Source organism: Burkholderia stagnalis (assembly GCF_039848545.1).
GTDB classification, from domain to species: domain Bacteria; phylum Pseudomonadota; class Gammaproteobacteria; order Burkholderiales; family Burkholderiaceae; genus Burkholderia; species Burkholderia stagnalis.
This window is the reverse complement of the sequence record NZ_CP156685.1, coordinates 219,964-246,886: the sequence shown is the minus strand read 5'-3', so window position 1 is coordinate 246,886 and position 26,923 is coordinate 219,964. Positions and strand designations below refer to the sequence as shown.

At 69.2% G+C, this 26,923-nt stretch carries 27 protein-coding genes and 1 pseudogene; 12 read left to right on the top strand and 16 right to left on the bottom strand.

The window, feature by feature from the left end; all coding sequences use genetic code 11:
• The first annotated feature begins 103 nt into the window (after positions 1-103).
• From ABFO07_RS01235 to ABFO07_RS01215, 5 genes are read left to right on the top strand one after another with little or no spacing between them, the layout of a single operon-like run.
• Positions 104-1,249, top strand: a complete 1,146-nt coding sequence (locus ABFO07_RS01235) for a cytochrome c oxidase subunit II (protein WP_059882130.1) — start codon at positions 104-106, stop codon at positions 1,247-1,249.
• A gap of 13 nt (positions 1,250-1,262) precedes the next feature.
• Complete coding sequence (gene ctaD / locus ABFO07_RS01230) at positions 1,263-3,017, top strand: cytochrome c oxidase subunit I (protein ID WP_060027573.1); 1,755 nt, start codon at positions 1,263-1,265, stop codon at positions 3,015-3,017.
• Positions 3,014-3,625 carry a cytochrome c oxidase subunit 3 gene (locus tag ABFO07_RS01225; RefSeq protein ID WP_060351482.1) on the top strand — a complete coding sequence of 204 codons (612 nt, stop codon included), beginning with the start codon at positions 3,014-3,016 and terminating at the stop codon, positions 3,623-3,625. The genes ctaD and ABFO07_RS01225 overlap by 4 nt, the downstream gene beginning before the upstream one ends.
• The gene (locus ABFO07_RS01220) at positions 3,622-4,329 is read left to right on the top strand and encodes a heme-copper oxidase subunit III family protein (RefSeq protein WP_059563973.1); all 708 of its coding nucleotides are present in this window, start codon (positions 3,622-3,624) and stop codon (positions 4,327-4,329) included. The genes ABFO07_RS01225 and ABFO07_RS01220 overlap by 4 nt, the downstream gene beginning before the upstream one ends.
• A gap of 8 nt (positions 4,330-4,337) precedes the next feature.
• Positions 4,338-4,679, top strand: a complete 342-nt coding sequence (locus tag ABFO07_RS01215; protein ID WP_059563974.1) for a cytochrome C oxidase subunit IV family protein — start codon at positions 4,338-4,340, stop codon at positions 4,677-4,679.
• Between the two features lie 42 nt (positions 4,680-4,721).
• Here the strand turns inward: ABFO07_RS01215 and ABFO07_RS01210 are convergent, their stop codons facing one another.
• Complete coding sequence (locus ABFO07_RS01210) at positions 4,722-5,402, bottom strand: CGNR zinc finger domain-containing protein (RefSeq protein ID WP_196486800.1); 681 nt, start codon at positions 5,400-5,402, stop codon at positions 4,722-4,724.
• An 80-nt stretch (positions 5,403-5,482) separates the two neighbouring features.
• Between ABFO07_RS01210 and ABFO07_RS01205 the strand changes: the two genes are divergently transcribed.
• Together ABFO07_RS01205 and ABFO07_RS01200 are read left to right on the top strand one after the other, a co-directional pair.
• Positions 5,483-6,436: an arginase family protein gene (locus ABFO07_RS01205; protein WP_347468098.1), complete on the top strand. Its 954-nt coding sequence runs from the start codon at positions 5,483-5,485 to the stop codon at positions 6,434-6,436.
• 79 nt (positions 6,437-6,515) lie between these two features.
• Entirely contained in the window at positions 6,516-6,713 is a 198-nt protein-coding gene (locus tag ABFO07_RS01200; RefSeq protein ID WP_059564023.1) for a CsbD family protein, read from the top strand.
• A gap of 96 nt (positions 6,714-6,809) precedes the next feature.
• Here ABFO07_RS01200 and ABFO07_RS01195 read toward each other — a convergent pair.
• A pseudogene (locus ABFO07_RS01195) lies at positions 6,810-7,214 on the bottom strand (enolase C-terminal domain-like protein); the annotation flags it as partial.
• A 290-nt stretch (positions 7,215-7,504) separates the two neighbouring features.
• Positions 7,505-8,395, bottom strand: coding sequence for a LysR substrate-binding domain-containing protein (locus ABFO07_RS01190; protein WP_059882115.1), 891 nt, complete (start codon positions 8,393-8,395; stop codon positions 7,505-7,507).
• A 106-nt stretch (positions 8,396-8,501) separates the two neighbouring features.
• Between ABFO07_RS01190 and ABFO07_RS01185 the strand changes: the two genes are divergently transcribed.
• Complete coding sequence (locus ABFO07_RS01185; RefSeq protein WP_059908030.1) at positions 8,502-9,224, top strand: glutathione S-transferase family protein; 723 nt, start codon at positions 8,502-8,504, stop codon at positions 9,222-9,224.
• Positions 9,225-9,283: 59 nt separating this feature from the next.
• On the opposite strand, the gene ABFO07_RS01180 is transcribed toward ABFO07_RS01185, so the two are convergent.
• The 4 genes from ABFO07_RS01180 to ABFO07_RS01165 form a co-directional block, all read right to left on the bottom strand.
• The gene (locus ABFO07_RS01180; protein ID WP_059923363.1) at positions 9,284-10,450 is read right to left on the bottom strand and encodes an ABC transporter permease; all 1,167 of its coding nucleotides are present in this window, start codon (positions 10,448-10,450) and stop codon (positions 9,284-9,286) included.
• A 12-nt stretch (positions 10,451-10,462) separates the two neighbouring features.
• Positions 10,463-11,617: an ABC transporter permease gene (locus tag ABFO07_RS01175; RefSeq protein ID WP_059882110.1), complete on the bottom strand. Its 1,155-nt coding sequence runs from the start codon at positions 11,615-11,617 to the stop codon at positions 10,463-10,465.
• A gap of 21 nt (positions 11,618-11,638) precedes the next feature.
• Positions 11,639-12,274, bottom strand: coding sequence for an ABC transporter ATP-binding protein (locus ABFO07_RS01170; RefSeq protein ID WP_230951478.1), 636 nt, complete (start codon positions 12,272-12,274; stop codon positions 11,639-11,641).
• Positions 12,275-12,335: 61 nt separating this feature from the next.
• Positions 12,336-13,544 carry an efflux RND transporter periplasmic adaptor subunit gene (locus ABFO07_RS01165; RefSeq protein ID WP_059882107.1) on the bottom strand — a complete coding sequence of 403 codons (1,209 nt, stop codon included), beginning with the start codon at positions 13,542-13,544 and terminating at the stop codon, positions 12,336-12,338.
• A 458-nt stretch (positions 13,545-14,002) separates the two neighbouring features.
• Between ABFO07_RS01165 and ABFO07_RS01160 the strand changes: the two genes are divergently transcribed.
• On the top strand, positions 14,003-14,236 hold the full coding sequence (locus ABFO07_RS01160; RefSeq protein WP_059563983.1) for a hypothetical protein: 234 nt from the start codon (positions 14,003-14,005) through the stop codon (positions 14,234-14,236).
• A gap of 78 nt (positions 14,237-14,314) precedes the next feature.
• Here the strand turns inward: ABFO07_RS01160 and ABFO07_RS01155 are convergent, their stop codons facing one another.
• Positions 14,315-15,058 carry a Mut7-C RNAse domain-containing protein gene (locus ABFO07_RS01155; RefSeq protein WP_059563984.1) on the bottom strand — a complete coding sequence of 248 codons (744 nt, stop codon included), beginning with the start codon at positions 15,056-15,058 and terminating at the stop codon, positions 14,315-14,317.
• Between the two features lie 93 nt (positions 15,059-15,151).
• Between ABFO07_RS01155 and ABFO07_RS01150 the strand changes: the two genes are divergently transcribed.
• Together ABFO07_RS01150 and ABFO07_RS01145 are read left to right on the top strand one after the other, a co-directional pair.
• Entirely contained in the window at positions 15,152-16,021 is an 870-nt protein-coding gene (locus ABFO07_RS01150; RefSeq protein WP_059563985.1) for an NAD(P)-dependent oxidoreductase, read from the top strand.
• A 91-nt stretch (positions 16,022-16,112) separates the two neighbouring features.
• Entirely contained in the window at positions 16,113-16,754 is a 642-nt protein-coding gene (locus ABFO07_RS01145) for a LysE family translocator (RefSeq protein ID WP_059563986.1), read from the top strand.
• A 92-nt stretch (positions 16,755-16,846) separates the two neighbouring features.
• Here ABFO07_RS01145 and ABFO07_RS01140 read toward each other — a convergent pair whose 3' ends face one another.
• The gene (locus tag ABFO07_RS01140) at positions 16,847-18,130 is read right to left on the bottom strand and encodes an MFS transporter (RefSeq protein WP_059892084.1); all 1,284 of its coding nucleotides are present in this window, start codon (positions 18,128-18,130) and stop codon (positions 16,847-16,849) included.
• A 94-nt stretch (positions 18,131-18,224) separates the two neighbouring features.
• Here ABFO07_RS01140 and ABFO07_RS01135 point away from each other — a divergent pair, with 94 nt between their 5' ends.
• The gene (locus ABFO07_RS01135; protein WP_059882102.1) at positions 18,225-19,151 is read left to right on the top strand and encodes a LysR family transcriptional regulator; all 927 of its coding nucleotides are present in this window, start codon (positions 18,225-18,227) and stop codon (positions 19,149-19,151) included.
• A 150-nt stretch (positions 19,152-19,301) separates the two neighbouring features.
• Here ABFO07_RS01135 and ABFO07_RS01130 read toward each other — a convergent pair whose 3' ends face one another.
• From ABFO07_RS01130 to ABFO07_RS01100, 7 genes are all read right to left on the bottom strand, one after another.
• Positions 19,302-20,138: an OmpW/AlkL family protein gene (locus ABFO07_RS01130; RefSeq protein WP_059563989.1), complete on the bottom strand. Its 837-nt coding sequence runs from the start codon at positions 20,136-20,138 to the stop codon at positions 19,302-19,304.
• Positions 20,139-20,156: 18 nt separating this feature from the next.
• Positions 20,157-21,392: a DUF2957 domain-containing protein gene (locus ABFO07_RS01125; protein ID WP_059801855.1), complete on the bottom strand. Its 1,236-nt coding sequence runs from the start codon at positions 21,390-21,392 to the stop codon at positions 20,157-20,159.
• A gap of 155 nt (positions 21,393-21,547) precedes the next feature.
• Positions 21,548-22,966, bottom strand: a complete 1,419-nt coding sequence (locus tag ABFO07_RS01120) for a DUF2957 domain-containing protein (RefSeq protein ID WP_059908020.1) — start codon at positions 22,964-22,966, stop codon at positions 21,548-21,550.
• Between the two features lie 427 nt (positions 22,967-23,393).
• Positions 23,394-24,344 carry an N-acetyl-gamma-glutamyl-phosphate reductase gene (argC, locus tag ABFO07_RS01115; RefSeq protein WP_060018294.1) on the bottom strand — a complete coding sequence of 317 codons (951 nt, stop codon included), beginning with the start codon at positions 24,342-24,344 and terminating at the stop codon, positions 23,394-23,396.
• A 143-nt stretch (positions 24,345-24,487) separates the two neighbouring features.
• Positions 24,488-25,060 carry a flavodoxin family protein gene (locus ABFO07_RS01110; protein WP_059563993.1) on the bottom strand — a complete coding sequence of 191 codons (573 nt, stop codon included), beginning with the start codon at positions 25,058-25,060 and terminating at the stop codon, positions 24,488-24,490.
• 195 nt (positions 25,061-25,255) lie between these two features.
• Positions 25,256-25,852 (bottom strand): YbhB/YbcL family Raf kinase inhibitor-like protein, encoded by a 597-nt coding sequence (locus ABFO07_RS01105; RefSeq protein ID WP_059563994.1) that lies wholly within the window; start codon positions 25,850-25,852, stop codon positions 25,256-25,258.
• A gap of 224 nt (positions 25,853-26,076) precedes the next feature.
• Entirely contained in the window at positions 26,077-26,763 is a 687-nt protein-coding gene (locus ABFO07_RS01100) for an orotate phosphoribosyltransferase (protein ID WP_017334968.1), read from the bottom strand.
• Between the last annotated feature and the right edge of the window lie 160 nt (positions 26,764-26,923).

The window sequence follows — 26,923 nt, the reverse complement described above, 5'->3', positions numbered from 1 at the left end:
ACAACATGCAGCGAAGCGGTCCAGGCCAGACGTGCCGGCGCAGGCAGTACGGCAAGAGCGTGCTGCCGGCGGCTCCAGCGAGTGACGCGCAGCGAGGTAGGCTATGGCGCTTGCGATTGCCCTGATCCTGATCATCGTATTGGCGGTGGGGTTTCACTTTGCCAGTCCGTGGTGGATCACGCCGATTGCGTCGAACTGGGTGCGCATGGACGACATGCTGACGATCACGCTCGTGATCACCGGCGCGCTCTTCATCGCGATCAACCTGTTCATCGTGATCGCACTGCTGCGATACCGCCACCGCGGCGGGCATCGCGCGGCCTACGAGCCGCACAACAGGCGGCTGGAATGGTGGCTGATCGGCCTGACCTCGGTCGGCGTGGCGGCATTGCTGGCGCCGGGCCTGTTCGTCTACGCGGACTACGTGCGGCCGCCGCACAACGTGCTGCAGATGGAGGTGCTCGGCCAGCAGTGGCAATGGCGCTTCCGCTTTGCCGGCCCCGGCGGCAAGCTGGGCACGACGGACGTGCGCTACGTCAGCAACGACAACCCGTTCGGCCTGAACCCCGGCGACCCCAACGGCCGCGACAACTACCTGATCGAGACACCCGAGGTGCACCTGCCGCTCAACCGGCCGATCCAGGTCCTGACACGCTCGCGCGACGTGCTGCACGACTTCTACGTGCCGCCGTTCCGGGCGCGCATGAACATGGTGCCCGGCATGGTGACCACCTTCTGGTTCACGCCGACCAAGGCAGGGCGCTACGACATCCTGTGCGCGCAGCTCTGCGGCATCGGGCACTCCAACATGCGCGGTGTGGTCGTGGTGGAAGACGAAGCGGCGTTCTCGCGCTGGCTGGCGCAGCAGAACACGTTCGCGCAGCGCCAGCAGGCGAAGGTGCAGGCCGCAGCCGCCGCCACCGGCGGCAGCGCGCAGGCGCTGGCCGACCAGGGCAAGGCGCTCGCGGAGGCCAAGGGCTGCATCGCCTGCCATACCGTGGACGGCAGCCCGCGCGTGGGCCCCACCTGGAAGGGCCTGTACGGCAAGACCGAAACGATGGCCGACGGCAGCACCGCCAAGGTCGACGAAGCCTATCTGCGCGCGTTCATCCGCGACCCGGCGGCCCGCGTCGTGAAGGGCTTCGCACCGATCATGCCGCACTTCGACCTGAGCGAGCAGGAACTCGCCGCGCTGGTGGCCTACATCAAGGCGCAAGGCAGCCCGGCCGCCGGCAGCGCAGCCAACTAGCGGAGCACACGCAATGCCCTACGCGCACACCGACCACGTCCCGCAAAGCTTCTGGACCCGCTATGTCTGGAGCCAGGACCACAAGGTCATCGCCGTGCAGTATGCGCTGACCGCCATCGTCATCGGCCTGGTCGGCATGGTGCTGTCGGACCTGATGCGGCTGCAGCTCGGCTTTCCGGGCAAGTTCAGTTTCATCGACGCCACCCACTACTATCAGTTCGTCACCATGCACGGGATGATCATGGTGATCTACCTGCTGACGGCGCTGTTCCTCGGCGGCTTCGGCAACTACCTGATCCCGCTGATGCTCGGCGCGCGCGACATGGTGTTCCCGTTCCTCAACATGCTGAGCTACTGGGTCTACCTGCTGGCCGTGCTGGTGCTCGTGGCGAGCTTCTTCGTGCCGGGCGGGCCGACCGGCGCGGGCTGGACGCTGTATCCGCCGCAGGCCATCCTGCCGGGCACGCCGGGCGTGGAGTGGGGCATCGTGCTGATGCTGGTGTCGCTGGCGATCTTCATCGTCGCGGCCACGATGGGCGGCCTGAACTACGTCACCACCACGCTGCAGGCGCGCACGCGCGGCATGACGCTGATGCGCATGCCGCTCACGGTGTGGGGCATCTTCGTCGCGACCATCCTGGCGCTGCTGGCGTTTCCGGCGCTGTTCGTGTCGGCGGCGATGATGCTGCTCGACAAGACGCTCGGCACCAGCTTCTTCGTGCCGGCCGTGGTGTCGATGGGGCAGACGCTCAAGCACGCCGGCGGCAGCCCGCTGCTGTTCCAGCACCTGTTCTGGTTCTTCGGGCATCCGGAGGTCTACATCGTCGCGCTGCCGGCGTTCGGCATCGTGTCGGATCTGATCAGCACGCACGCGCGCAAGAACATCTTCGGCTACCGGATGATGGTGTGGGCCATCGTCATCATCGGCGCGCTGAGCTTCGTGGTGTGGGCGCACCACATGTTTATCGCGGGCATGAATCCGTACTTCGGCTTCTTCTTCGCCACCACCACGCTCATCATCGCCGTGCCGACCGCGCTCAAGGTCTACAACTGGGTGCTGACGCTGTGGCGCGGCGATATCCACCTGACCGTGCCGATGCTGTTCGCCATCGGCTTCGTCAGCACCTTCGTGCTGGGCGGGCTGACCGGGCTCTACCTCGGCAACGTGAGCGTGGACATTCCGCTGTCGAACACGTACTTCGTGGTCGCGCACTTCCATATGGTGATGGCCGTGTCGCCGATCCTCGTGGTGTTCGGTGGCATCTACCACTGGTATCCGAAGGTGACGGGCCGCATGCTGAACGACACGCTCGGGCGCGCGCACTTCTGGATCACCTTCGTCGGCACCTATGCGATCTACTTCCCGATGCACTATCTCGGCATCCTGGGCATGCCGCGGCGCTACTACGCGTATGACGGCTACAGCTTCATTCCGCCTTCGGCGCAGACGCTGAACGCGTTCATCACCGTCGTCGCGCTGATCGTCGCGGTGGCGCAGCTGCTGTTCCTGTACAACCTGGCGTGGAGCCTCGTGCGCGGCAAGCGCGCCGACGGCAACCCGTGGCGGGCCACCACGCTCGAATGGCAGACGCCGCAAACGCCGCCCGCGCACGGCAACTGGGGCGCCGCGCTGCCCGTCGTCTACCGCTGGGCATACGAATACAGCCCGCCGGGGCGCGACGAAGACTTCGTCCCGCAAAACCAGCCGCCCGAGACGGCGCCCGCGCCGGCCCGCCCGACGCTTCAACCCGGCGAGGCGCACGAATGACCACCCTGCCACGCCCCTTCGTTCCCGACACGCCGCCGGTCTCGCCGAATGCGAGCCGCATCGGCCTGTTCGTCTTCATGGCGGTGGCGACGGCGCTGTTTTCGCTGCTGCTGCTCGCCTACGGCATGCGCATGCGCGAGCCCGACTGGGAGCCGATCCCGCATCCGGCGCTGCTGTGGTGGAACACCGGCGCGCTGGCGCTGGCCAGCCTCGCCATGCAGCGTGCGCGGCAGATGACGTTGCATCGCGCGGCGTGGCTGGTGGCCGGCGGCGTGCTGGCGGCCGTGTTCGTGATCGGGCAGCTGATCGCCTGGCGCATGCTCGCGGCGGCCGGGCAGACCGTCGCCGGCAACCCGTCCAACAGCTTTCTCTACCTGCTCACCGGCCTGCACGGGATGCATGTGCTGGGCGGGCTGGTGGCCTGGGCCTTGACGATCGCGCTTCTCCGGCGCGCGGACCCGTTCCGGGCCCAGCGCGCCATCTCGCTGTGCGCGATCTACTGGCATTTCCTGCTGGCTGTCTGGCTCGTGCTGCTGGCGGCGATGTGGTGGATCACCCCCGGGATCGTCGCCGCCATCTGCGGGCCGTTGTATGGAGCCGCGCCATGACCTCGCCCACGCTGCCCACCGAATCCGCCGCCCCCGCGCCCGACGCCTCCGGGCCCGACGGCTGGCACGGCATCGTCACGGACTGGTCGGCCGACCGCGCGGCCTTCAAGGTGCCGTGGGGCAAGGCGATGATGTGGATCTTCCTGCTGTCGGACACCTTCGTCTTCAGCAGCTTCCTGATCGGCTACATGACGGTGCGCATGTCGACCACGGTACCGTGGCCAGACCCGTCCAAGGTGTTCGGGCTCACGGTGGGCGGCGTGGACGTGCCGTTGCTGCTGATCGCGATCATGACGTTCACGCTGATCACCAGCAGCGGCACCATGGCGATGGCCGTCAACTTCGGCTACCGGCGCGACGCCAGGCGCGCCGCCGCCCTGTTGCTGGCGACCGCGCTGCTGGGCGCGACCTTCGTGTCGATGCAGGCCTTCGAATGGACCAAGCTGATCGTCCATGAAGGCATCCGCCCGTGGGGCAACCCGCTCGGCGCCGCGCAGTTCGGCGCGTGCTTCTTCATGATCACCGGGTTCCACGGCTTTCACGTGACCTGCGGCGTGATCTACCTGCTGCTGATCGCTCGCAAGATCCTGCAGCCGGGGTTCACCGAGCACGGCAACTTCCAGATCGTCGAGATCGCAGGCCTGTACTGGCACTTCGTCGACCTGGTGTGGGTGTTCATCTTCGCGCTGTTCTACTTGTGGTGAGGCAGATCATGGACCACACCGATTCCGCCCATCGGCCCGACGCCGCGCACGGGCAGCAGCATCCGATCGGCCTTTACCTGAAGATCTGGGGCCTGCTGTTCCTGTTGAGCACGATGTCGTACCTGGTGGACTACTTCCACGTGCAGGGCCTGCTGCGCTGGACGCTGATCGTCGTGTTCATGATCGCCAAGGCCGGGCTGATCGTGTCGATCTTCATGCACATGATGTGGGAGCGGCTGGCGCTGGTGTACGCAATCCTGATCCCGCCCCTGTGCCTGCTGGTGTTGATGGTGCTGATGGCGGCCGAAGCGAATCACACGTTCGGCATGCGCGAACTCTTCTTCCACTGATCTCTTCGCCGATCGGGGCGCGCACGCATTTGCGCCCCGGGTTCATGCCGACGCGTCGCTGTCGCTGTCGCGCTCTGCGTCTCCATCGGGCGCACCCCTGACCGCACGGTAGTGCCGCCGGGCCTTCGCCACGTTCCCGCAGGTCGACATGTCGCACCACTTGCGGCGCCCTGTCTTCGAGCGGTCGATGAACAGCCACGCGCAGTTCGACCCCGCGCACATCCGCAGCCGCCCGTCGGGCAAGGCGTCGAGGAGCTTCACCGCGTCGAGCGCAATCTGCTGGGCCGGCAGATTCAGGTCCGCCGGATCGGACGGCTCGCCGAATTCGACGCGCCCGGCCGTCGCGACCAGCCGCCGGCCGCTCATCGCGTGCCGCCATGCGTGCTCCAGCGTTTCCAGATCTGCGGCAGCCACCGGTGCGCGATGCGAGAACGCGCCGAAGATGCCGAACAGCGCTTCGCGCAGGCGCTTGGCGTCGCGCAGCGCGCGCTCGGCCGCGGCCGGCGCGTCGGCCGCGCGGGATGCAAGCCGCTTCAGGTCGAGCGCGGGGAACGCCGCCGACGTCGCCAGCCACGCGAGATAGGCGTCGTAATCCGGCAGCCAGTCGCGCGGCGCGTGGTCGCGGCCGGTCACCGTATTGACGAAATCGAGTACGGGATGGCCGCCGACATAATCGCGAGCCGCGAACGGGTGCGCCTCGATAACCGGTGAAATGCTCGACATGGGTGGAATGCGTGCTAACCTTTGATAATTGTTTAAAAGGTTAGCACATCCATCAGGCAGCCATTGCGCGAGGAAAGGTCATGACGGCATCGACACCTTCACCCGGCTCGCCGGTCGAGTTCATCGCCGCGCCCAGCAGCCTCGGCCTGCGGCCGAACGAGGCCGGACTCGAACCCGAGACCTGGCGCGGCCCCGAGGTGCTGTTGGCCACCGGCCTCGCCGCGCGCGTCGGCGCGAGCGTGGCGCAGCTTGTGCATCCCGCCTATGCGTTCGCGCCGCAATCCGGCACGCGTATCCGCAACGGGGTGTCGATCCGCGGCTATTCGCTCGATCTCGCCGCGCGCGTTGCCGACGCCCGTGCGCGGCACGCGTTTCCGGTCGTGCTCGGCGGCGATTGCAGCGTGCTGCTCGGCTGCCTGCTCGGCAACCGGCGTGCGGGCGGCAGGGGGCTCGTTCACGTCGACGGGCACAGCGACTTCTTCCACCCCGGCAACTACGACACGTCGAAGCGGCTCGGTTCCGTCGCGGGCATGGATCTCGCGCTGGCGACCGGGCGGGGCGAGCCGCTGCTGACACGCTGGCCGGGGCTCGACGGCGCGCTGGTCGACGATTCCGATGCCTGCCAGGTGGGAGAGCGCGATGCCGGGACGGCGGAATTCGACGCGGCTTACGGCGATATCGCGCGCACCGGCATCACGCGCATCACGATCCAGCAGCTGCTCGCGCGCGGGCCTGCGGCTGTCGCGTCGGGGCTGGTCGACTGGCTCGCGGCGCGCGCGCTCGAGCAGGCCTGGCTGCACGTCGATCTCGACGTGCTGGACCAGTCGCAGCTCCCGGCGGTGGATTCGCCCGGTTCGCCGGGGCTGGATTTCGACGGGCTGGACGCGCTGCTTGGCCCGCTCGTCGCGTCGGGCCGAATCGCGGGCGCCGACTTCACCATCTACGACCCGGGGCGCGATCCCGGCCTCGCGCATGCCGGGCGCATTGCCCGCACGATCGAGCGATGTGCGGCCGCGCGCGCAACGCAAGCGTGAACCCATCGGTCGGCTCCGTCCGTTCGCGGCACATGAATTGCGCGATCCCGTCACCCTCAACCACTCGCGGGAGAACGCGATGAATGAAGACCGGATCAAGGGCCAATGGAAACAACTGGCCGGCAAGGTGAAGGCGCAATGGGGCAAGCTGACCGACGATGATCTGGCGGTCGCCGACGGCGACAGCGAGTATCTGGTCGGCCGGATCCAGGAGCGCTACGGCATCGCACGCGACGAAGCCAAGAAGCAGTTGCAGGACTTCAGTCGCACGCTTTGATCGTGACTGACGCGCGCCGCCGTCAACGGCGGCGGCGCGCGAAGCGGAATTTCAGCGGCGGGTAAATATTTCACTGCACGGTATTCCACGGCAGGGCTACCGCGTCGCGAAACTCGGCCGCTTCGGATCGTAGGTCCACCCCGGCACCAGATACCGCATCGCCATCGCATCGTCGCGCGCCGTGCCGCCGACTTGCCGGTACAGCGCATGCGCGGCTTCCACCTGCGCCATGTCGAGCTCGATCCCGAGGCCCGGCCGCTCCGGCACGGCCACCCGGCCGCCGACGATCGCGAGCGGCTCGCGCGTGAGCCGCGCGTCGCCTTCCTGCCAGATCCAGTGCGTGTCGATCGCGGTGATCGCGCCCGGCGCGGCCGCGGCCGCGTGCGTGAACATCGCGAGCGACACGTCGAAATGGTTGTTCGAGTGCGAGCCCCACGTGAGCCCCCAGTCGCGGCACAGCTGCGCGAGCCGCACCGAGCCCTGCATCGTCCAGAAATGCGGCGCGCCGCTCAGGCCGGCGATCTGGCGCGGCGCGGTGTCGGCGTTGACGGCCCGGCCGAGCGCGCCGAGCCCCTTGCCGAAGCACGACAGCGCCATGAACAGCACGACGAGCACGTGCGACTCGGCTCAGGCGGACGCCCGCCGTCCGCGTGCCGGCCGGACGCGTCTACCGTCGCCGCGAGGCGCGACGATCAAGCGCGTCCGCATCATTCTGCATGGCGAAAATTCCACTTTCATGCCAATTGATGACTTGATCGATTCAGGTTTTGAATCGCCGCACGATGCGAGCCTCAGACGTGCTGGCCCGCCACGTGCCGCACGAGGAACTCGACCACGGCGCGCACGCCCGGCAACTGGCCGCGGCGGTGCGTCATCAGCAGCGTCGTGGTCACGCGGCCCGCGTCCCAGTCCGGCAGCACGCGAGCAAGCGTGCCCGCATCGAGCGCGTCGCGCACGATCCAGTCCGGCAGGCACGCGATGCCGAGGCCGGCCACCGCCGCGTGCAGCAGCACCGTCGATTCGTCCGCGTGCAGGCGCTCGCGCGGCGCGGCTTCGACGCTGTCGGCGCCGCGCCCGAGGCGCCACGGCATCGCCTGAAGGTTCGGGTAAAGGCCGTCGTGCCGCGCGAGGTCGGCCGGAGCGGCCGGCTCGCCGGCGCGTGCGAGATAGGCGGGCGACGCGACCAGCACGATCGGCGACACCGCGAGCGGGCGCTGCACCAGCGCGGAATCGGGCAGCGGCGCGAAATGGCTGCGCACCGCGATGTCGAAGCCTTCCTGCACGAGATCCACGCGCCGGTCGCTCGCATGGATCTGCAGCTGCAAGTGCGGATGGGCGAGCGCGAGCGCCGGCAGGCAGGGCGCGAGCACATGCTGCGCGATCGGCACCGCGCTCGTGATCCGCACGATCCCGCGCGGCTCGGCGGCCTGCCGCAGCACCGCGTCCCGCGCGCTTTCCGCCTCGATCACCGCCGCGCGCGCGTGCTCGAAGAACTCGGCGCCCACCGGCGTCAGGCGGAAGCTGCGCGACGTGCGATGCACGAGCCGCGCGCCCAGCGCGTGCTCGAGCGCGGCGACGCGCTTGCTCACCGTCGACTTCGGCAGGTCGAGCAGGCGGGCGGCGGCGGACATGCTGCCGGCTTCGACCGCCTGCACGAAGAGGTAGAGATCGTTCAGGTTCAATGCTCAGCGTCCATATCGGGAAACGACGGGTTTCAATTTTAGCGGCTACTGCGTGATCGTTCGCCATGGGAGCATCCGGGTTCGTTCAATCAACCGGAAATGTCCGATGTCCCCGATCCTCCTCTACGGTGTTCCCGCCGGCTGCTCGTTCGGCTCGATCGTTGCGCTCGAATGGGTGGGCCGCCCGTACCGGCTGTCCCGCATCACGATGCCCGGCCTCGTGACGAGCGATGCGTTCCTGCGGCTCAACCCGGTCGCCGAAACGCCGGCGTTCATCACCGAGGCCGGCAACGTGCTGACCGAAAGCGCGGCGATCCTCAACCATATCGGCGCCGACGCGTCCGCCAGCGGCCTCGCGTTCCGCCAGGGCACCCACGATTTCGACCGGCTCAACCGCATGCTGTCCTACCTGAACACCACGTTCTTCAGCGCGTTCGGCCCGCTCTGGTACGTCTACGAGCACGGCAGCGAAGGCGTCGAGAAAGAGGTCCTGCAGGCGTACGGCCGCGGCCGCGTGATGCGCGCGCACCGCCAGCTCGAGGCCATGCTCGGCGACGAGCCCTGGCTGCTCGGCCGGCAGCGCACGCTCGCCGACGCGTACTTCGCGGGCCTCGCGCGCTGGGCCGACTATCACCAGGTGTTCGACGGCGCTGCGTTCCCGCGCATCGCCGCGCTGCGCGCGCGGCTGGCCGACGATGCGGGCGTGCGCTTCGCGCATGCGATCGAGGACGCGCAGCCGCTGCCGGCGTCGACCGCGTTCGAGGGGCACATCGCGCTCGACGACGCGCTGGCGCTTGCGCGGCTGGCGCCGTCGGCGGCGGCGCGCTGACCCACGGCGTTGCCGGCGCGGTGCTCGGCGCGTCGCCCGATCGCGCCGTCACCGCGCCGTCACCGCGCCCGCAGCGCGTCGACGATGTTCATCCGCGCCGCGCGCATCGCCGGCAGGAAGCCGCCCGCCAGCCCCATCGCCAGCGAGAACAGCAGCGTCTTCGCGACGATCGCCGGCGTGAGCACGAAGCGGAACGACAGGTCCGAAAAGGTCTGGAAGTTGGTGGTGGAGAACGATGCGAACTGCATCAGCGCCGCGCAGCCGAGCCCCGCGACGCCGCCGACGAGCCCGAGCAGCAGCGCCTCGAGCAGGAACGCGGCGAGCACGTTCGCGCGCTTGAAGCCGAGCGCGCGCAGCGTGCCGATTTCCGCGACCCGGTTGGCCACCGACGCGTACATCGTGATCATCGCGCCGATCATCGCCGCGACCGAGAAGATCGTCGACAGCGTGAGCCCGAGGATGTTGATGAACGTCGACAGCGCGCGCGACTGGTCGCCGTAGAACGCCTGCTCGCGCTTGGCCTCGTCGGTGAGCCGCGGATCGACGTCGAGGTCGGCCTTGAAGCGCGCGAACGCGTCGGCCTGCGGGATGCGCACGATCATCGACGAATAGCTGGTGCGCCGGAACGACTGCATCAGCTGGTCGGCGTCGCCCCAGATCTCCGAATCGAAGCCGCTGCCGCCGGTGTCGAACTGGCCGACGATGGTCCAGTCGCGCTGCGCGAAGCGCAGGCGCTCGCCGATCCGCGTGCCGCTGAAACCCTTCGCGATCGCGCTGCCGACCACGATCTCGGACGAGCCCGCGTTGAACATGCGCCCGGCCGCGAGCCGCACGCGCGGGCGCAGGCCGAGGCCGGCCGGCGACACGCCGCGGATCACGACGTTCGACGGCCGGTTGGTCGCGGTCTTCACGAGCGAGATCAGCACCACGGCCTCCTTCGACGCGAGCGGCCGGCCGTCGGCGCCGAGCGCGACCGACGGATGCATCTCGATCACGTTCGCCTGCTTGTGGTCGATCGCGCTCTGCACCTCGGTTTCCGCGCCCTTGCGGATCACCACCACGTTGTCGGGCTCGCCGGTGGACACGAGCGTCTTCGTGAGGCCCGCGTCGAGCATCAGCACGGTCGCGAACACGAACACGACGAGCGCCATGCCGCCCGCGGTGAGCACGGTGGTGAGCCGGCGGGCCCACAGGTTGCGCGCGATATAGGCGAGCGGAATGGCCATGGCGCGCGCGAGCTAGCCGATCGCCCGCAGGCCTTCGACGACGCGCACCCGCGCGGCCTGCCACGCCGGCACGAGCGCGGCCGCGACGCCGACCGCGAGCGAGCAGGCCGCCTGCAGCGCGAAGGTCTGCGCGGACACGTTGAAGACCGGGAACACGCCGCCGGTGGCCTGCTTGAACAGGTGCGCGGCCGGCGGCATCGCGAGCATGCCGAGGCTGCCGCCGATCGCGGCGATCACGAGCGACTCGCCGAACACGAGCGCCGCGAGGAACCCGGGGCCGAAGCCGAGCGCCTTCAGCGTCGCGTATTCGACCGTGCGCTCGCGCGCGCTCATCGCCATCGCGTTGGCCATCACGGCCATGATGATCACGATCACGACGTAGGACACCACGCGGATCGCCGCGATGATCTGGTTCGACATCGCGACGAAGCCGAGCTGGAACGCCTGCTCGGTCTCGGTGAGAGTCTCGGCGAGCGAGTTGCGGAACAGCGCGTCGACGCCGCGGGAGATCGCGGCCGCGTCGTCGGGGCGCGCGATCCCGAACACGTACACGCCGACCTGGTCGGCCTGCCGGGGCGTCGTCTTGCGCACCCGCTCGTTCAGGTAGTCCCAGTGAAAGATCAGCTGCCGCGTGATGGTCGACTCGTCGCGCCCGTCGAGGATCCCGCGCACGACGAAATCCCAGGTGCCCGGGTAGATGGTGCCCTTGATCGGGATCACGTCGCCGACCTTGAAGCCGAACTGGTTCGCGAGCTGCCGCCCGATCAGGCAGCCCTTGCGGTCGCGCGCGTAGTCGGCGCGCTGCTGCGCGCTCAGGATGAACTCCGGATACAGGTCGAGATAGTTGTCCGACACCGCGAACTGCGCGAAGAAGTTCTTCGGGTCGCGGTAGATGCCGCCGAACCAGTTCGAGCGCGCGACGAGCGTCACGCCGTCGACGCCGCGGATCCGGTTCTCGTAGCTCACCGGCAGCGGGAACACGAGCGAGATCGCGTTGCGCGTGACGAGCCGCGCGTTCGATGCCGCGGCGGCGCCCGCGTACCACGCGTCGACCACCGTGTGCAGCAGCCCGTACGCGAGCACCGCGATGGTCAGGCCGAGCACCGTCAGCAGCGTGCGCAGCTTGTGCCGCAGCGCGTTGCGCGCGATCAGCTTCAGCATGGTCACGGCGCGCCTCCGTGATGCGGCTCAGCGGGCCGGCCCATCGATCAGCTCCCCCTTTTCCAGGTGCACGAGCGCCTTCGCGGCGGCGGCCGCGTGCGCGTCGTGGGTCACCATGATGATGGTCTTGCCGAGTTCCGCGTTCAGGCGCTGCATCAGCGCGAGCACGTCGGTCGCAGAGCTGCGGTCGAGGTCGCCGGTCGGTTCGTCGGCGACGATCAGCGCCGGATCGGTGATCAGCGCGCGCGCGATCGCGACGCGCTGCTGCTGGCCGCCGGACAGCTCGGACGGGTAATGGCTCATCCGGTCCGCGAGGCTCACCATGTCGAGCACCAGCTCGACGCGCTCGCGCCGCTCCTTGGCGGGCAGGCGCGTGAGCATCAGCGGCAGCTCGACGTTCTCGAACGCGGTGAGCACCGGCATCAGGTTGTAGAACTGGAAGATGAAGCCGACGTTGGCGGCGCGCCAGTCGGCCAGCGCGGCTTCGGCGAGCCGCGTGATGTCGAGCCCGCCCACGCGCAGCTCGCCGCTGTCGGGCCGGTCGATGCCGGCGACCAGGTTGAGCAGCGTGCTCTTGCCGGAGCCCGACGGCCCCATCAGCGCGACGAAGTCGCCTTCGCCGATGTCGAGCGTGATGTCGGTGAGCACCGGCACGGTCTGCATCCCGCGCCGGTACGACTTCGCGACATGGCTGATCTCGACGAGCGGCGGCGCGGCGTTCACGCTATTTCTTCGCGACGGTCACTTTCGCGCCGTCCTTGAGCTTCGCGGCCGGCGCCAGCACAAGCGTGTCGCCCGGCTTCACGCCGCGCACCGCGACGAGCTCGCCGATCCGCGCGCCGGTCGTCACCGCCGTTTCGCGCACGGTGTCGTCCTTCACGACGAACACCACCTGGCGGCCGTCGCGCTCGGCGACCGCGCCCGCCTGCACCGCCGTCACGGGCCGCGCGTCCTGCGCCGACGCGGGCTTCGACAGGAACGCGGTCTTCGCGCTCATGTCCGGCAGCACGCGCTCGTCGCGCTCGACGAAGCGCACCTTGACCAGCACCGTCGCCTTCGAGCGGTCGACCGTCGGCACGATGCGCGACACCCGGCCCGCGAAGCGCTGGTCGGGCAGCGCGTCGAGCAGGATCTCGCACGGCTGGTCGACGCGGATCCGCGCGATGTTCGATTCCGCGACGTCCGCTTCCACCTCGAGGGTATCCATGTCGGCGATCGTCACGACCGCGCCCTTGCTGTCCGACGCGGACGAGAACGGCGTGATGTTGTCGCCGACGTTCGCATGCTTTTCGAGCACGACGCCGTCGAACGGCGCGCGGATCGCGGTCTGGTCGACCGCGACCTGGGCCGCCTGCGCGTTGGCCTCGGCGGACGCGATCGCGGCCCGGTTGCTGTTGACGGACGCGCGCGCCTTGTTCAGGCGGGCGAGGTCGGTGTCGTACTGCGCGGCCGGCACCGCGCCTTTCGGCGCGAGGATCGCGGTGCGGCGAAAGCCGACTTCGGCGTCCTTCAGTTCGGCCTGCTGCAGCGCGAGATTGGCCTGCGCGACCTTGACCTGCGCCAGCGCCTGCGCGAGCGCGGCCGCGACGTCGCGGCTCTCGAGGCGCGCGATCACCTCGCCCTGCTTCACGCGCGTGCCCTCGAGCACGCCGAGCCACTCGACGCGGCCCTGCGCCTTCGACGCGACCGCGGCCTTGCGCTGCGGCACGACGTAGCCGGTCGCGTTGAGCAGCGTGTCGTTCTGGAACGGGTAGGCGGAGGTCACGGTGGTCGTGTCGACCGTGGGCCGGCCGGTCAGCGCGAAGCCTGCGCCGATTGCCACGGCGGCCAGCGCCGCGATCGCCGCATAGCGTCGCCACGGGCGCTGGTGCGACGCGCCGCCGGAGCGGGGCGCGCGGTCGATTTTCAGCCTGTCCAGGTTGTGATCGGGCAATTTGGCGCGCCTCGTCTGCGCGGCGGCATGGCGGCTCCGAACGGCGAGTGCGCCACGACCGGTCGCGGGCCGGTTTCCGGGGAAAGGGACGGAAGCCAAGTATAGCGTCGTATCGGCGGCGGCCGGAGGCCCCGCGAGCACGGCGGGCGCGCGGGCGCAACCCGGATTCGTGCCGGGTCGCGCATGCATGATGCGGTCCCGATAATGGCGGGGCAGGCAGGTCCGCGCATGCGCGTCAGGGAAAGCCCGGAGGCGGCGGCCAGGCTGTCAACTCACCGCGAAGGCGGCGCGTTATGCAGCCAGTGTGTCAGTGTTCGTCGCGCGGGGAAGGTGAAGGCCGTCCCGCCCGGCGGAAGCCGCCAGGACAGGCGCGGCTGGCGCTCCGATGCGGATGCCTCGCATCTTTTCGTACCGGTACGTTTGACTAGTTTGACTATTCTCCCGACAAAGGAAGAACAATGAAGAAGACGCTCGCATCGATCGTGGCCGCAGCAATCGCACTGGCATCGGCTTCCGCATTCGCACAGGCTTCGGCGCCGGCCGCCGAGGCACCGGCCGCCGCATCGGCGCCGATGAAGAAGGACAAGAGCAAGCCGAAGCACCAGCTGAAGCAGCACGGCTCGGCGAAGGGCAAGGCGAAGGCCGCGGCGGCATCGGCTGCCGGCACGGACGACAAGGGCACGCAGAACTAAGCCTGCCGGGCCCGCGGCCGGCGCTCCCGGCCGCATCGTCGCAACCCCGCATGTTCGCGCATGCGGGGTTTCGTTTTTTCAGGCGTCCGGCGCGACCGCGCGCATCGCGTCGACCACCGTGCGCATGCGCTGCCAGTGCGAGCCTTCCCAGAACACGCGCTGGCACACGTCGCACGCGGCGAAGCGCCGGTGGCGCTGCTGCACGCCGGCCGGCACGCGCGCCGCCGCGTCCTGCGCGCTGAGCGGATGCAGCGGCGCGTTGCAGCGCAGGCACAGGCGGAACGGCCGCATGTGCGGCGCGAGATCGAGCCGCGTGAACAGCTCGCGCAGCTGCGCGGCCGGCTGCAGCGCATGCACGTAGCAGCCGCGCGCGACCGCGCGGCGCTTGAGCAGTTCGCGGTCGCGGGTGAGCACGACGCGGCCGTCGTGCTCGGCGAGCCCCGCGATCTCGTCGTCGCTGAAATGGTTGTCGTAGCAGGTGTCGAAGCCGGCGAGGCGCAACAGCTGCGCGAGCCCGCCGAGGTGCGCGTCGGCGACGAAGCGCCAGTCCGCGGGCGCTGGCATCGCTGCGCCGTCCGCCTGCTGCCGCGCCCGTTGCGGGTAGACGTCGACCCGGTCGCCGTCCGCGAGCTGCCGGTCGAAGCGGGCCGGCGCGCCGTTCACGCACAGGCGCCCGACTTCGGTGTGCGGCACGCCGAGCGCCTCGACCAGGTGCTTGACGCTGGCCTGGCCGCCGCACGCGCGGGCGAACGCGCGATCGCGCAGCGTTCGCGCGAGGAACGCGTTCAGTTCGCCGTGGAAACGGAAAGTCGCGGTCGCCATGCGCGCAGTATCGCATCGCGCACGCGGCGGCGGTGCCTGCACGTCGCACGCGGCTGTGGTTAACTCGCGACTTCCACTGTCAAGGAGCAAGCGATGGATCTCGGATTTATCGGGCTGGGCGAAATGGGGCTGGCGATCGCCGCGAACCTGCTGAAGGCGGGGCATCAGGTGAAGGTCTGGAACCGTTCGCACGAGCGCACCGCGCCGCTCGTCGCGCTCGGCGCGCAGGCCGTCGACACGCCGGCCGACGCGTTCCGCGGCGACGCCGTGTTCTCGATGCTCGCGGACGATGCCGCCGCGCGCGCGATTTTCGACGACGCGCTGCTTGCGCAGGCGCCGCGCGGGCTGATCCACGTGAACATGGCGACGATTTCCGTCGCGCTCGCCGAATCGCTCGCCGAATCGCACGCGTCGCGCGGCCTCGATTACATTGCGGCGCCGGTGATGGGGCGGCCGGACGTCGCGGCGGCGGCGCGCCTGACGATCATGGCGGCCGGCCCGGCCGAAGCGATCGACCGGATGCAGCCGGTGTTCGACGCGATCGGCCAGAAGACCTGGCGGTTCGGCTCGCTGCCGCAGCATGCGAACGTCGCGAAGCTGGCCGCGAATTTCACGCTCGCGTCGGCGATCGAGACGCTCGGCGAGGCGTCCGCGCTGCTCGCCGGCCATGGCGTCGCGATGCGCGATTTCCTCGACGTGATCACCAGCAGCGTGTTCCCGGGGCCCGTGTACGAAGGCTACGGCGCGATGATCGCCGAGCGGCGCTACGAGCCCGCGCGCTTCAAGGCGCGCCTCGGCCTGAAGGACGTCCGGCTCGCGCTGGAGGCGGGCGACGCGGCGTCGGTGCCGCTGCCGGTCGCGAGCCTCGTGCGCGACAACCTGCTCGACGCGCTCGCGCACGGCGGCGGCGAGCTGGACTTCGCGGTGCTCGGCGAGGTGGCGTCGCGCCGCGCGGGCCGCTGATGCGCACCGGGGCCGGCGGCGCGCGACAAACGCGTGCCGCCGGTTGCATAATCGACCTTTCATGTTCCTTTACGCAGAGGCAGAGGCAGCTATGAATTTGCATACCTGGTGGCTTTTCGTGGCGACGGTGTTCGTCGTGTCGGCGATTCCGGGCCCGAACATGCTGCTCGTGATGACGCACGGCGCGCGCCACGGGCTGCGGCGCTCGTCGGCGACGATGGCCGGCTGCCTGAGCGCGCTGGTGCTGATGCTGTCGGTGTCGGCGGCCGGCCTCGGCGTGTTCCTCGAGGCGTGGCCGGCGATGTTCAACGCGCTGCGCTACGCCGGCGCGGCCTACCTGATCTACCTCGGCGTGAAGGCGTGGCGCGCGCGGGTCGACGATGCGGCGCCGGCCGCCGACGTCGGCGCGCTGCAGCGGCAGGCCGCGCCGGCGTCGCGCTGGGCGCTGTTCCGCGGCGGCTTCCTGGTCGCGGGCAGCAACCCGAAGGCGATCCTGTTCGCGGCCGCGCTGCTGCCGCAGTTCATCAACGCGTCCGAGCCGACGCTGCCGCAGTTCGGCATCCTGGTCGTCACGTTCGCGGTGATCGAGGTGAGCTGGTATCTCGTCTACGCGTCGTTCGGCACGCGGATCGGCGCGACGCTGAAGAGCCAGAGCGTCGCGAAGGCGTTCAACCGGCTGACGGGCGGCATGTTCGTCGGCTTCGGCGCGATGATGGCGCTGGTGCGGCACTGAGCATCGCGCTCGCCGGGGCGTTACGCGCCGGTCGATCGAATCCCTGCCTCGCGGGCCACGCCGGGCAGGGATTTTTCATTGTGGGCCCGTCATCACGGGTGCGGCGCGGCCACGGTCGCAGCGTCTGCGCGGCGCGCGGTCGCGATGCCGAATGCGCCGGCCGCGCCGGTGAACGCGAGCGCGACGCCGCACACCGCGGGCCAGCCGGCCCAGGCCCACGCGCTGCCCGCGAGCGCCGCGCCGAGCGCGCCGCCGACGAAGAACAGCCCGACGAACAGCCCGTTCAGTCGCCCGCGCGCGGCCGGGTTCAGCAGGTTGATCGCGCGGCGGCCGAGCGTCTGGTCGGTGACGACGCCGGCGTCGAGCAGCGCGGCGCCGGCCGCCAGCAGCGCGAGCGCGACGCCGCGATGCGCGTGCGCATCGAAGCCGAACCAGCCGGCGCCCGCGATGCCGATCGCGACCAGCGCCGCCAGCATCGCCCCGTGCGCGAGCCGCAGCGCGGCGGGGCCGTGGCCGCGGTCGCCCGCCCAGCCGGCGAGCGGGGTGACGATCGCGCCGCTTGCGCCGGCGAACGCGAACAGCGCGATGCCGTGCAGCCCGAAGCCGAACGGCGGCTGCGCCAGCCGCAGCCCGATCGCGGTCCAGAACGCGCTGAACGCGGCCATCGCGAGCGCGGCGGTCAGCGCGTGCCGCCGCAGCACCGGCTCGTCGGCCAGCAGGCGCCCCATCGAGACGAGCAGCGCGCGATAGCCGGCCGTCGCATGCGGCCGGCGCGCGGGCAGCCGGAACGCGAGCACCGCGGCGATCGCCGCGTTCGCAGCTGCGGCGAGACCGTAGAACGCGCGCCAGCCGAGCGATCCGGCGATCAGGCTCGCAAGCGGCCGCGACAGCAGGATGCCGAGCATCAGCCCGCTCATCACGTTGCCGACCGCGCGGCCGCGCTGCGCGTCGGGCGCCATCGACGCGGCCATCGGCACCAGCATCTGGATCACGCTCGACGCGGCGCCGGCCATGAGCGTCGCGAGCAGGAACACCGTGCCCGAGCGCGTGACGGCCGGCAGCGCCAGCATCGCCGCGCACACGGCGAGCGTCGTCACGATGAGCCGGCGGTTCTCGAGCAGATCGACGAGCGGGACGAGCAGCACGAGCCCGGCCGCGTAGCCGAGCTGGGGCAGCATCGCGACGAGGCCGGCGAGGCCCGGCGGCAGACGCAGGTCGGCGCTGATCGGGCCGGTCAGCGGCTGCGCGGCGAACAGGTCGACGACGATCACGCCGACCGTCGCGGCGAAGAACAGCGTCATGCCCGCGCTCAGCGCGGGCGCGGTGGCGCCGGCCGAGCACGGCGCGGCGGGGCAGGGGGCGGCAGGAGAAGTCATCGTGTGCCAGTCGGGAAGGGAAGAGTCCCCATCGTAGGCGGCCGGTCGTTATGCGACAATTGAAATATGTCTAACATGATTATGCGAGTTTGTTTTGAATACGCGCGATCTGCAGGCCTTCGTCGCGGTGGTGGACAGCGGCTCGATGGTGGCCGCCGCCGCGAAACTCCATCTGACGCAGCCGGGTCTCACGCGCCGCGTGCAGAACCTCGAAACCCTGCTCGGCGTGCCGCTGCTCGAACGGCAGAGCAAGCCGCTGAAGCCGACCGCCGCCGGGCGCGAGGTCTACACGCTTGCGCGCAACGTGCTGGGTGCGGTCGATGAGCTGCTGGCGGCCGGCACGCCGGACGGCGAACCGTCCGGCGAGCTGCGCATCGGCGTGCCGCCGTTCCTGTCGGAGCTGGCGCTCGAGCGGCCGGTCGACCGGCTGCGCGACGCGTTCCCGCGCCTGACGCTGCGCGTGACGGCCGGCTGGTCGCCGGCGCTGCTGCAAGGCGTCGAGCGGGGCACGCTCGACGCGGCGGCGGTGATGCTGCCGGCCAGCGCGAGCTTGCCGGACGCACTGACGGCCACGCTGATCGGCACGCAGCCGGCCGTGCTCGTCGCGGCGCGCGATTTCCCGCTGCCCGACGGGCCGTTGACGCTCGATGCGCTGTCGCGCTGCCCGTGGGTGCTGAGCCAGGACGGCTGCGGGATGCGTTCCGCGCTGAGCCGCGCGCTCGGCGCGGCCGGGCTGCCGTTCGACGTCGCGGTCGAGGCGTTCGGGTCGGATTTGCAGCTGTCGCTGGTCGCGCGCGGCGTGGGGATCGGCATTGCGTCGCCGGGCGCGCTCGCGCGCAGCGCGCACCGGGATGCGCTGCGGGTGGTTCAAACGTCGGGGCTGGAAACGCGGATCAACGTCTGGCTCGTGCACGGCGCGCTGCCGGGGCGCCTGATGCGGCCGGTCGCGCTGCTGCGGGACGCGCTGGGCGCCGTGATCGAGCGGGAAAACGTGAAGGGGTCAGAAGAAAACGCGGTTTAGAGCCGGCATTCGAGGGAAAGTCCTGATTTTCTCTAAGGAAATGTTGCGTTGCGGAAACTGATTCGCTATAGTTGCACCTGTCTCCTCCATGTCTCCTCTGATATGGATTCAGCCCGCCTCTTCAGGCGGGCTTTTTTTCGTCCATCGTTCTCAGAATTTGTACGACATCGCGATGTAGCTGATGATCGGGTCCGCCTTCAGGTCCGATTTCGACTCGGCGAGCGTCGTGCCGTCGGCGGCCTTGATCGTCACCGTCGACGTCGTCTTCAGCGGGATGTAGGTCACCGACGCGACGAGCCCGAAATGCTCGGTGATGTTGTACTGCAGGCCCGCGTTGAACACCGGCTGCCACGACGACGACGCCTTCGCCGACACCGATGTCGTCCCCGGCTTGCCCGCGCCCGCGGCCAGGATCGCGCCGAGGTTGTCCTGCGTCTGCTTCACGAAGTTCGGGTTGAGCTGCAGGTCGCTGAACCAGTTGTACGACACGCCGAGGCCGAGGAACGGCCGGATCCGCGCGTTCGCCTGCGCGAAGTAGTACTGCAGGATCACGGCCGGGCTCCACTGCCGCACGCTCTTCACGATCGGGTTGACCGAGCCGAGCCCGATGTTCTGCGTGCCGAGCGCGCCGGCGGGGCCCGGCGGCTGGATCGTGCCTCGGCCCGACACCTTGAACACCGGCGGCACGCCCGCCACCGACGTGACCGCGATATGGTCGGTCAGGAAGTGGCTGACCGTCAGGCCGACGGTGTCCGCGCCGCTCGTGCGCAGCCCGGTGCCCGGCGACGTGAACGACGGCGGCAGGCGCAGCGGCGTGTTGATCGGCGTCGGCGCGACGTTGGTCGTCATCGGCGTGCTGCTCTGCTGCGGCATGATGTGGAACCAGCCGAGCGTGACGACGTTGCTGCCTGCGCTTTGCGCATGCGCCGCGAAGGGCGCCAGCGCGGCGGCGCCGGCCGCCGCGCAGGAGAGCATCTTTTTCCTCATTGCCGTCTCCGTGGCCGCTTACTGGACGAATGCGCCGATCGTGAAATACGGCGTCGATCCCGCGTTGTCGAGGAAGCCGAACACCCCGCCCGTGAAGATGAACTTGCCGGTCGGCGTCGTGCTGCCCGCGCCCGAGTGGACCGTCGTGACCGTGCCCGGCACCTTCTGCGTGTAGTCGAGGTCGAGCGGGGTCGCGAGCGACGCCTGCGACGGCTGGAACGGATCGAGCAGCGTTGCCTGGTTGTTGATCAGCGCGGTGGTGCGGTAGTTGAACGCGCTGTCGACGCCGATGTACTCGCCGTTCTGCGAGCCGACCGTGATCGCCGCCTGCGGCGCGAGGATCGAGATGCTCGATTCGTCGTCGGCGGTGAGGCCCGGCACGCCGTTGGCGTCGGGCGTCGGGTTCGGGTTCGCGACGCCGGTGCGCACGAGGATCGGCACCAGCTGGTTGCGCAGCTTGCCGACGATCATGAAGCCCTTGCCCTGCGGCAGCGTCGACAGCGTCGGCTTCAGCTGGCTCTGGTAGTTGTTGGTCTGGAACGCGCCGCTGCCGTCCGCCGACTGCGCGAGGTTCGTGCCCGGCTGGCGGCAGCTGCCCGCGAACTGGCCGGTCGTGTCGCACTTGGTCCACGTGCCGTCCGCGTTGATCGTCACCTTCGCATCGATCGACGCCGGCGCGAAGTTCTGCGACGGCACCTCGCCGAAGCCGACGTGGCTGTACGTGCCGGCGACGTTCGCGAGGTTGGTCTCGATCGCCGAGAAACCGATGAACGGGTAGTACGGGAATTTGGTGTCGGGCACCGCGGCCTGGCCGAGCACGCCGCCGAACTGGATTTCCTTGCCGGGAATCGTGCCGCCCGCAACGCCGTAGCCGACGAAGATGCGCGCCGGGCGCGACGCGTCGAGGCTCGCGCCGTTCAGGCGGAACGCGCACTGGTTGAGCTTGTTGGTCGGCAGCAGCGTTTCCTGCGTGAGCGTGCCGCTGTCGACGGTGCCGGCGCGCGTCGGCATGACGGTGCCGGTGGTGCGCGGCACCGGCGATTCGACGTAGGTGACCTGCCAGGTCATCTTGGCCGTGTCGAGCTGCAGCTTGACGAGCTCGCCGCTGCCCGCGCCGCCGGTGTAGACGGTGGTGTAGTCGAGCGTCGCGGGGCAGAGCCGGTCCTCGACGAGCGGCGGGGGATTGTCGGCGCCGCCGCAGGCCGAAAGAAGGGGCGCGGCAAAGGCCGCGGCCAGAATGAGGTTGCGCTTCATGTTGCTCCTCCAGGATTTGTTGTGTGTGGCGGCCGGCTCCCTGTCGGCCGCTTCTTGCTGGTGTGCGGTGCTGCCGGCGCCGTGCCGGGCGCCTTCCGTGGGGATGCGGCGGCTTGCGCCGCCGCAGCGTGGCCGCGTGCCGCGGCCGGTTGCGGTTATTTGCTGATCTGCGCGCCCACGCCGAAATACGGCGCCGACGACGTGCTCGAATTGGCCGACGACTGCTCGACGCCGCCGTTCACCGTGCCCTGCACGAGCGCCGCGTACAGCCCGCCCGTCGCGATCAGCAGGCCCGAAGCCGATGTGTACTTCGCGCCGCTCGGCGGAGACGTCTTCAGGTTCAGCAGGCCCGGCGTCGCTTGCCCGTAGTCCAGCGTGAAGCCGTCTTCCGCGCCCTGCGTGGTCGGGTTCACGAACGTGCCGTTGCCGCCGCGGATCAGCGCGGCCGTGTACTTGAAGTTCGAATCCGCGCCCGCGTAGCCGCCGTCGATCGCGCCGGACGTGAGCGCCGTCGCCGAGCCGAGCACCGCGATGCCCGATTCGTCGTCGACCTTCGCGTCGGCGTGCAGCGGCGGCGTGCCGAGGTTCACGTTGCCGGTGCGCACGATCACCGGGACCGTCGCGCCGTTGAGCTGGCCGATCACCATGTGCGCGTTCGCCGACTTGCCGGTCTGGCCGACCAGCGGCAGGCTCGTCTGCGGCAGCGTCTGCGGCGCCTTCGCGCTGTTGAAGTAGCCGCCCGTCGCGTTCGCCTGCCACGGGTCGCCGGTCGTCTGGCAGCCGCCCGCGCCCGTCGACGTGCACGCGCCGTTCGCGTCGAACGTCTCGCTCGAGTTCGAGCCCTTCGTCGCGTAGTTCGACGACGGCACGAGGTGATAGATCAGCGCGTTGTAGGTGCCCGGCAGCGTCGAGAGGTCCGTCGTCGTGTTCGCGAAGCCGAGGAACGGATAGAAGTCGAAGTGGCGGTTCGGCACCTGGCCGATGTTCTGCAGGACGCCGGGGATGATCGTGAGGCCGTCGTACTGCACCGTCGCCCCCGGAATGCCGCCGCCCGCGACGCCCATCCCGACCAGCAGCATCGGCGGGTTCGCCTGGTTGAAGTCGGCGGCCGTCGAATAGGTCGAACCGTCGCCGGCCGTGCCGGAGCCGGGCGTGAGGACGAACGCGCAGCGAGTTTGCTCGGCGGTCGGCAGCGTGCCGGCCGGCGGATGGATGACCTTGCCGGCGATCGTCGTGCCGACGCGCGTGGGCGTGACGGTGCCGGTCTTCAGCGGGATCGGCGATTCGAGCCACTTGAGCGTGTAGGTCATCGCGACCGCGTCGATGTTGACGCTGACGATCTCGCCGCTACCCGCGCCGCCGAGATACGTGCTTTTCACGATGTCGGCGTTGGCCGGGCACAGCGCGCCGTTGACGGGCACCGACGGTGGCGGCCCTTGCGTGCCGCAGCTCGAACCGGAACATTGGGGCGCTTCGATCGGGCCGGGCGCGCCGGAATCTCCCCCACCACATGCAACCAGGAAAGGGGCAATGGCAAAGGCCGTTGCCACCCCCTTCGATAAGGCGTGCGACATGCCGCTGTCTCCAATCGTTTAATTGTGCGAGTTAATGTCGCTGCACGTATTTTTGATGTCAATTGATGAACTCGTCTAAAAAAGACGATTGAAACGGCGGGCGTTGAATTAACCCTTTCAGGGATGGGTGTTCAGTAAGAATTAAAACGGCAGGCGTGCTGAAGAACGGCCGTGGAGCGGCTGCGAGACGGCCCACGGAAAAAGGTTTGCGGCCTTTTCCTATAACGGCAGTGTTTAAAGCGGGGATATCCGGTTTATCCCTATTCGGGATTGACTGGATAAAGGCGGGTAAAGTTAATTGAAAGAATATTGCGCAACGGAAAGCTTGTAAATAATTGTAAATCCGGGCGCGAATTACCACTTAATGCCAATTCAAGATAAATAAAAAGCCGGCCAGCGGCCGGCTTTGCATCGCATGCGAGGATGGTCAGCGCTTGAGGCCCGTGTCTTCCGCCACGCCGATGTTGAGGTTCATGCACTGGATCGCGGCGCCCGACGCGCCCTTGCCGAGGTTGTCGAGGCGCGCGACGGTGACGAAGCGCTCTTCGTTGCCGAACACGAACAGGTCGACGCGGTTCGTGTCGTTGTTCGCCTGCACGTCGAAGAAGCCGGCGTCGAGGTTGTCGTCGGCGTTGAACGGCGCGACGCGCACGAACGCCTCATCCGCGTAGTACTCCGCGAAGATGCGCTGCACGTCCTGCGGCGTCGCACGCTTCGCGAACTGCCCGGGCGTGAAGTAGGTCGTTACCGCGAGGCCCTTCAGGAACGGGCCGACGATCGGCGTGAAGAGCGGCGCGTTCGCGAGGCCCGTATGCGCGGCCATTTCCGGCAGGTGCTTGTGCGTGAGGCCGAGTGCGTACGGGCGCGGGCTCGCGAGTTTCGCGGCCAGGGCCGGGTTCTCGTAGTCGGCGATCATCGACTTGCCGCCGCCGCTGTAGCCGGTGATCGAGTAGCTGTGCGCGGCGAAGGTGGGCGCGACCACGCCGGCATCGACGAGCGGACGCATCGCGAGCACGAAGGCCGACGCATGGCAGCCGGGCACCGCGATGCGCTTCGACGTGCGGATCTTCTCGCGCTGCGCGCGGGTCAGCTCGGGCAGGCCGTACGCCCAGTCCGCGCTCGTGCGGAACGCCGTGCTCGCGTCGATCAGCGTGGTGTTCGGGTTCTCGACGAGCGACGCCGATTCGCGCGACGCCACGTCGGGCAGGCACAGGAACGTGACGTCCGACGCGTTGATCAGGCGGCGGCGCTCGTCGACGTCCTTGCGCCTGGCTTCGTCGATGCGCAGGATTTCGATGTCGCTGCGTGCCGACAGGTATTCGAAGATCTTGAGGCCGGTCGTGCCTTCCTGGCCGTCGACAAAGACTTTGGTGCTCATTTCGCTCTCACTGAAACGGGGCCGTGGCGCTCGCACGCCGGAAAACCGCCATTTTAAGACGTCATGCGGCGGCCCTGCAGCGCACGGGGCGAAAAAAAGACGGCCCGCGGGCCGTCTTGTGTCCCTTTATCGGGGCGATGCGTTCAGCGGCCGCCCGCGATCCAGCGCGCGGTCGCCTCGGCGACGCGCCGGCCGAATGCCTTCGCGGTGTCGAGGTCGCCGGGCAGCGGCGCCTCGTCGGGCGATGCGTCCGACGGCGATTGCGCGAGCAGGCCGGTGAAGCCGCCGACGAAGTTGATGTCGTTGCGCGTGGCCGCCTTCGAGTTGGCGGGCATCAGGCCCGTGCCGACCCACACCATCCCGTGCTGCATCGCCAGCGTGACGAAATATTGAATCGTCGAGAACTTGTCGCCGTTCATCGTCGCGGAGTTCGTGAAGCCCGCGGCGATCTTGTCCTTCCATTTCTGCGTGAACCACGCTTTCGACGTCGCGTCGGCGAACGTCTTGAACTGCGCGGACGGGCCGCCCATGTAGGTCGGCGCGCCGAACACGATCGCATCGGCCGCGTCGAGCGCGGCCCAGCCTGCGTCGTCGAGGTCGCCGACGGCGACGAGTCGCACCTGCGCGCCGGTGTCCTGCGCGCCGGCGTGGACGGCCTCGGCCAGCTTCTTCGTGTGGCCGTAGCCGCTGTGATAGACGATGACGATGTTCGACATGAAGGTTCTCCGGAAAGACGCGAGGGCGCGGGCGCGTCGGCCCGCGATGTCGGGCGCCGATGCGCGGCGCGGTGTTCGCGATGCGCCGCGATCGGTCATGGCGAGTCTAGCAACGCCAAATGTCGGAATTGCATGCGCGGGCGCACAACAGCATGTCGCGCGCGTCGGCAATCGCTGCGCGGCGGGGGTGCGGCCTTACTGGCCGTAGTGGACGACGATCCGCGCGGAGCCGAGCGCCTGCGTGCCGATCTCGTGCTCGAACATCGGCGCGGGGCGGCCCTGCGCGACGCGCAGGTCGGTGCTCTTCAGCGCATAGACGGTGATCACGTAGCGGTGCGGCTTGCCGGGCGGCGGGCACGGGCCGCCGTAGCCGTCGATGCCGAAGTCGTTGCGCGCCTCGCTCGCGCCGATGCGTCGCATCAGGCCCGACGCGCTCGCATCGGCGGGCACGCTCGTCACGCTGGCCGGCAGGCTCGCGACCGCCCAGTGCCACCAGCCGTGGCCGGGCGCGTCGGGGTCGAACATCGTGATCGCGTAGCCGCGCGTGCCGGGCGGCGGATTGCGCCACGACAGCTGCGGCGAGCGGTTCGCGCCCTTGCAGTCGCCGCGATCGAACACCTGCGCGGCGCCGACGCGGCCGCCCGGCGACAGGTCGTCGCTCGTGACGATGAAGGCGGAATCGGCATGGGCCGGCGGCATGCAGGCGAAGCCGGCGGCGCAGAGAAGGACGAGGGCGAGCGGGGAGGGGCCGTTCGATGACGCAGGCGGAGCGATCTGTCGACCCACACGCATATGGCGCTTCTCCCGTCACGTGGGCCGGACCGACGAGCCCGGCATCGTTGTTGTCGCGAAGGCGGTTGCGGCGATGGAGCAAGTCTAGCATTAGGGTTCGATGAGCGACGCATGCAATGACGGGCAATCGTCGACGATTCCCGCGCGGACGAAAAAAAAGCCGCCCGCCGTGAGGCGAGCGGCTCTGGCCGCTGCGGCGCCGGCATGTCCGCCGGCACGGGGCCTTACTCCTGGGCGCCCGTCGCGCCGCCGTGCGCGGCCGACCACTCGGCCGGCGCGTGCAGGAATTTCTCGACTTCGTCGAGCGTCTTCGTCTCGAAGTAGCCCGACGCCTTCGCGACGCGCAGCACGTCCCACCACGTCGCGAGCGCGTGCAGGTCGACGTCGATGTCCTTCAGGACCGACACGCTTTCCTTGAAGATGTTGTAGTGGAACAGCACGAAGCAGTGGTTCACCGTCGCGCCGGCCGTGCGCAGCGCGTTGACGAAGTTGATCTTGCTGCGGCTGTCGGTCGTCAGGTCTTCCACGAGCAGCACGCGCGAGCCTTCTTCCAGGTGGCCCTCGATCTGCGCGTTGCGGCCGAAACCCTTCGGCTTCTTGCGCACGTACTGCATCGGCACCATCATGCGATCCGCGAGCCATGCCGCGAACGGGATGCCGGCCGTCTCGCCGCCCGCCACCGCGTCGATCTGCTCGAAGCCGACGTCGCGCATGATCGTCGTTTCCGCCATTTCCATCAGCGCGCGGCGCACGCGCGGATACGAGATCAGCTTGCGGCAGTCGATATAGACGGGACTTGCCCAGCCGGACGTGAAGATGAACGGTTTTTCGGCGTTGAAGTGCACCGCTTGCACTTCGAGCAGGATTTTGGCGGTCGTATCCGAGATCGACTGACGATCGTAGCCTGTCATGGGCATTCCTTGGGTGATGAGCGAGGAGCGGGCGCGGGCCCGGCGGCGCAGCAAGGTGAGCCCGCCCGCGAGGGCCGGGGCGCGACCGGGGGGCCGATCGCATTGCTGCGCGCGTAGCCCGCTATTTTACCCGATTCGGGCTGGATTTCGACGGGCGCCG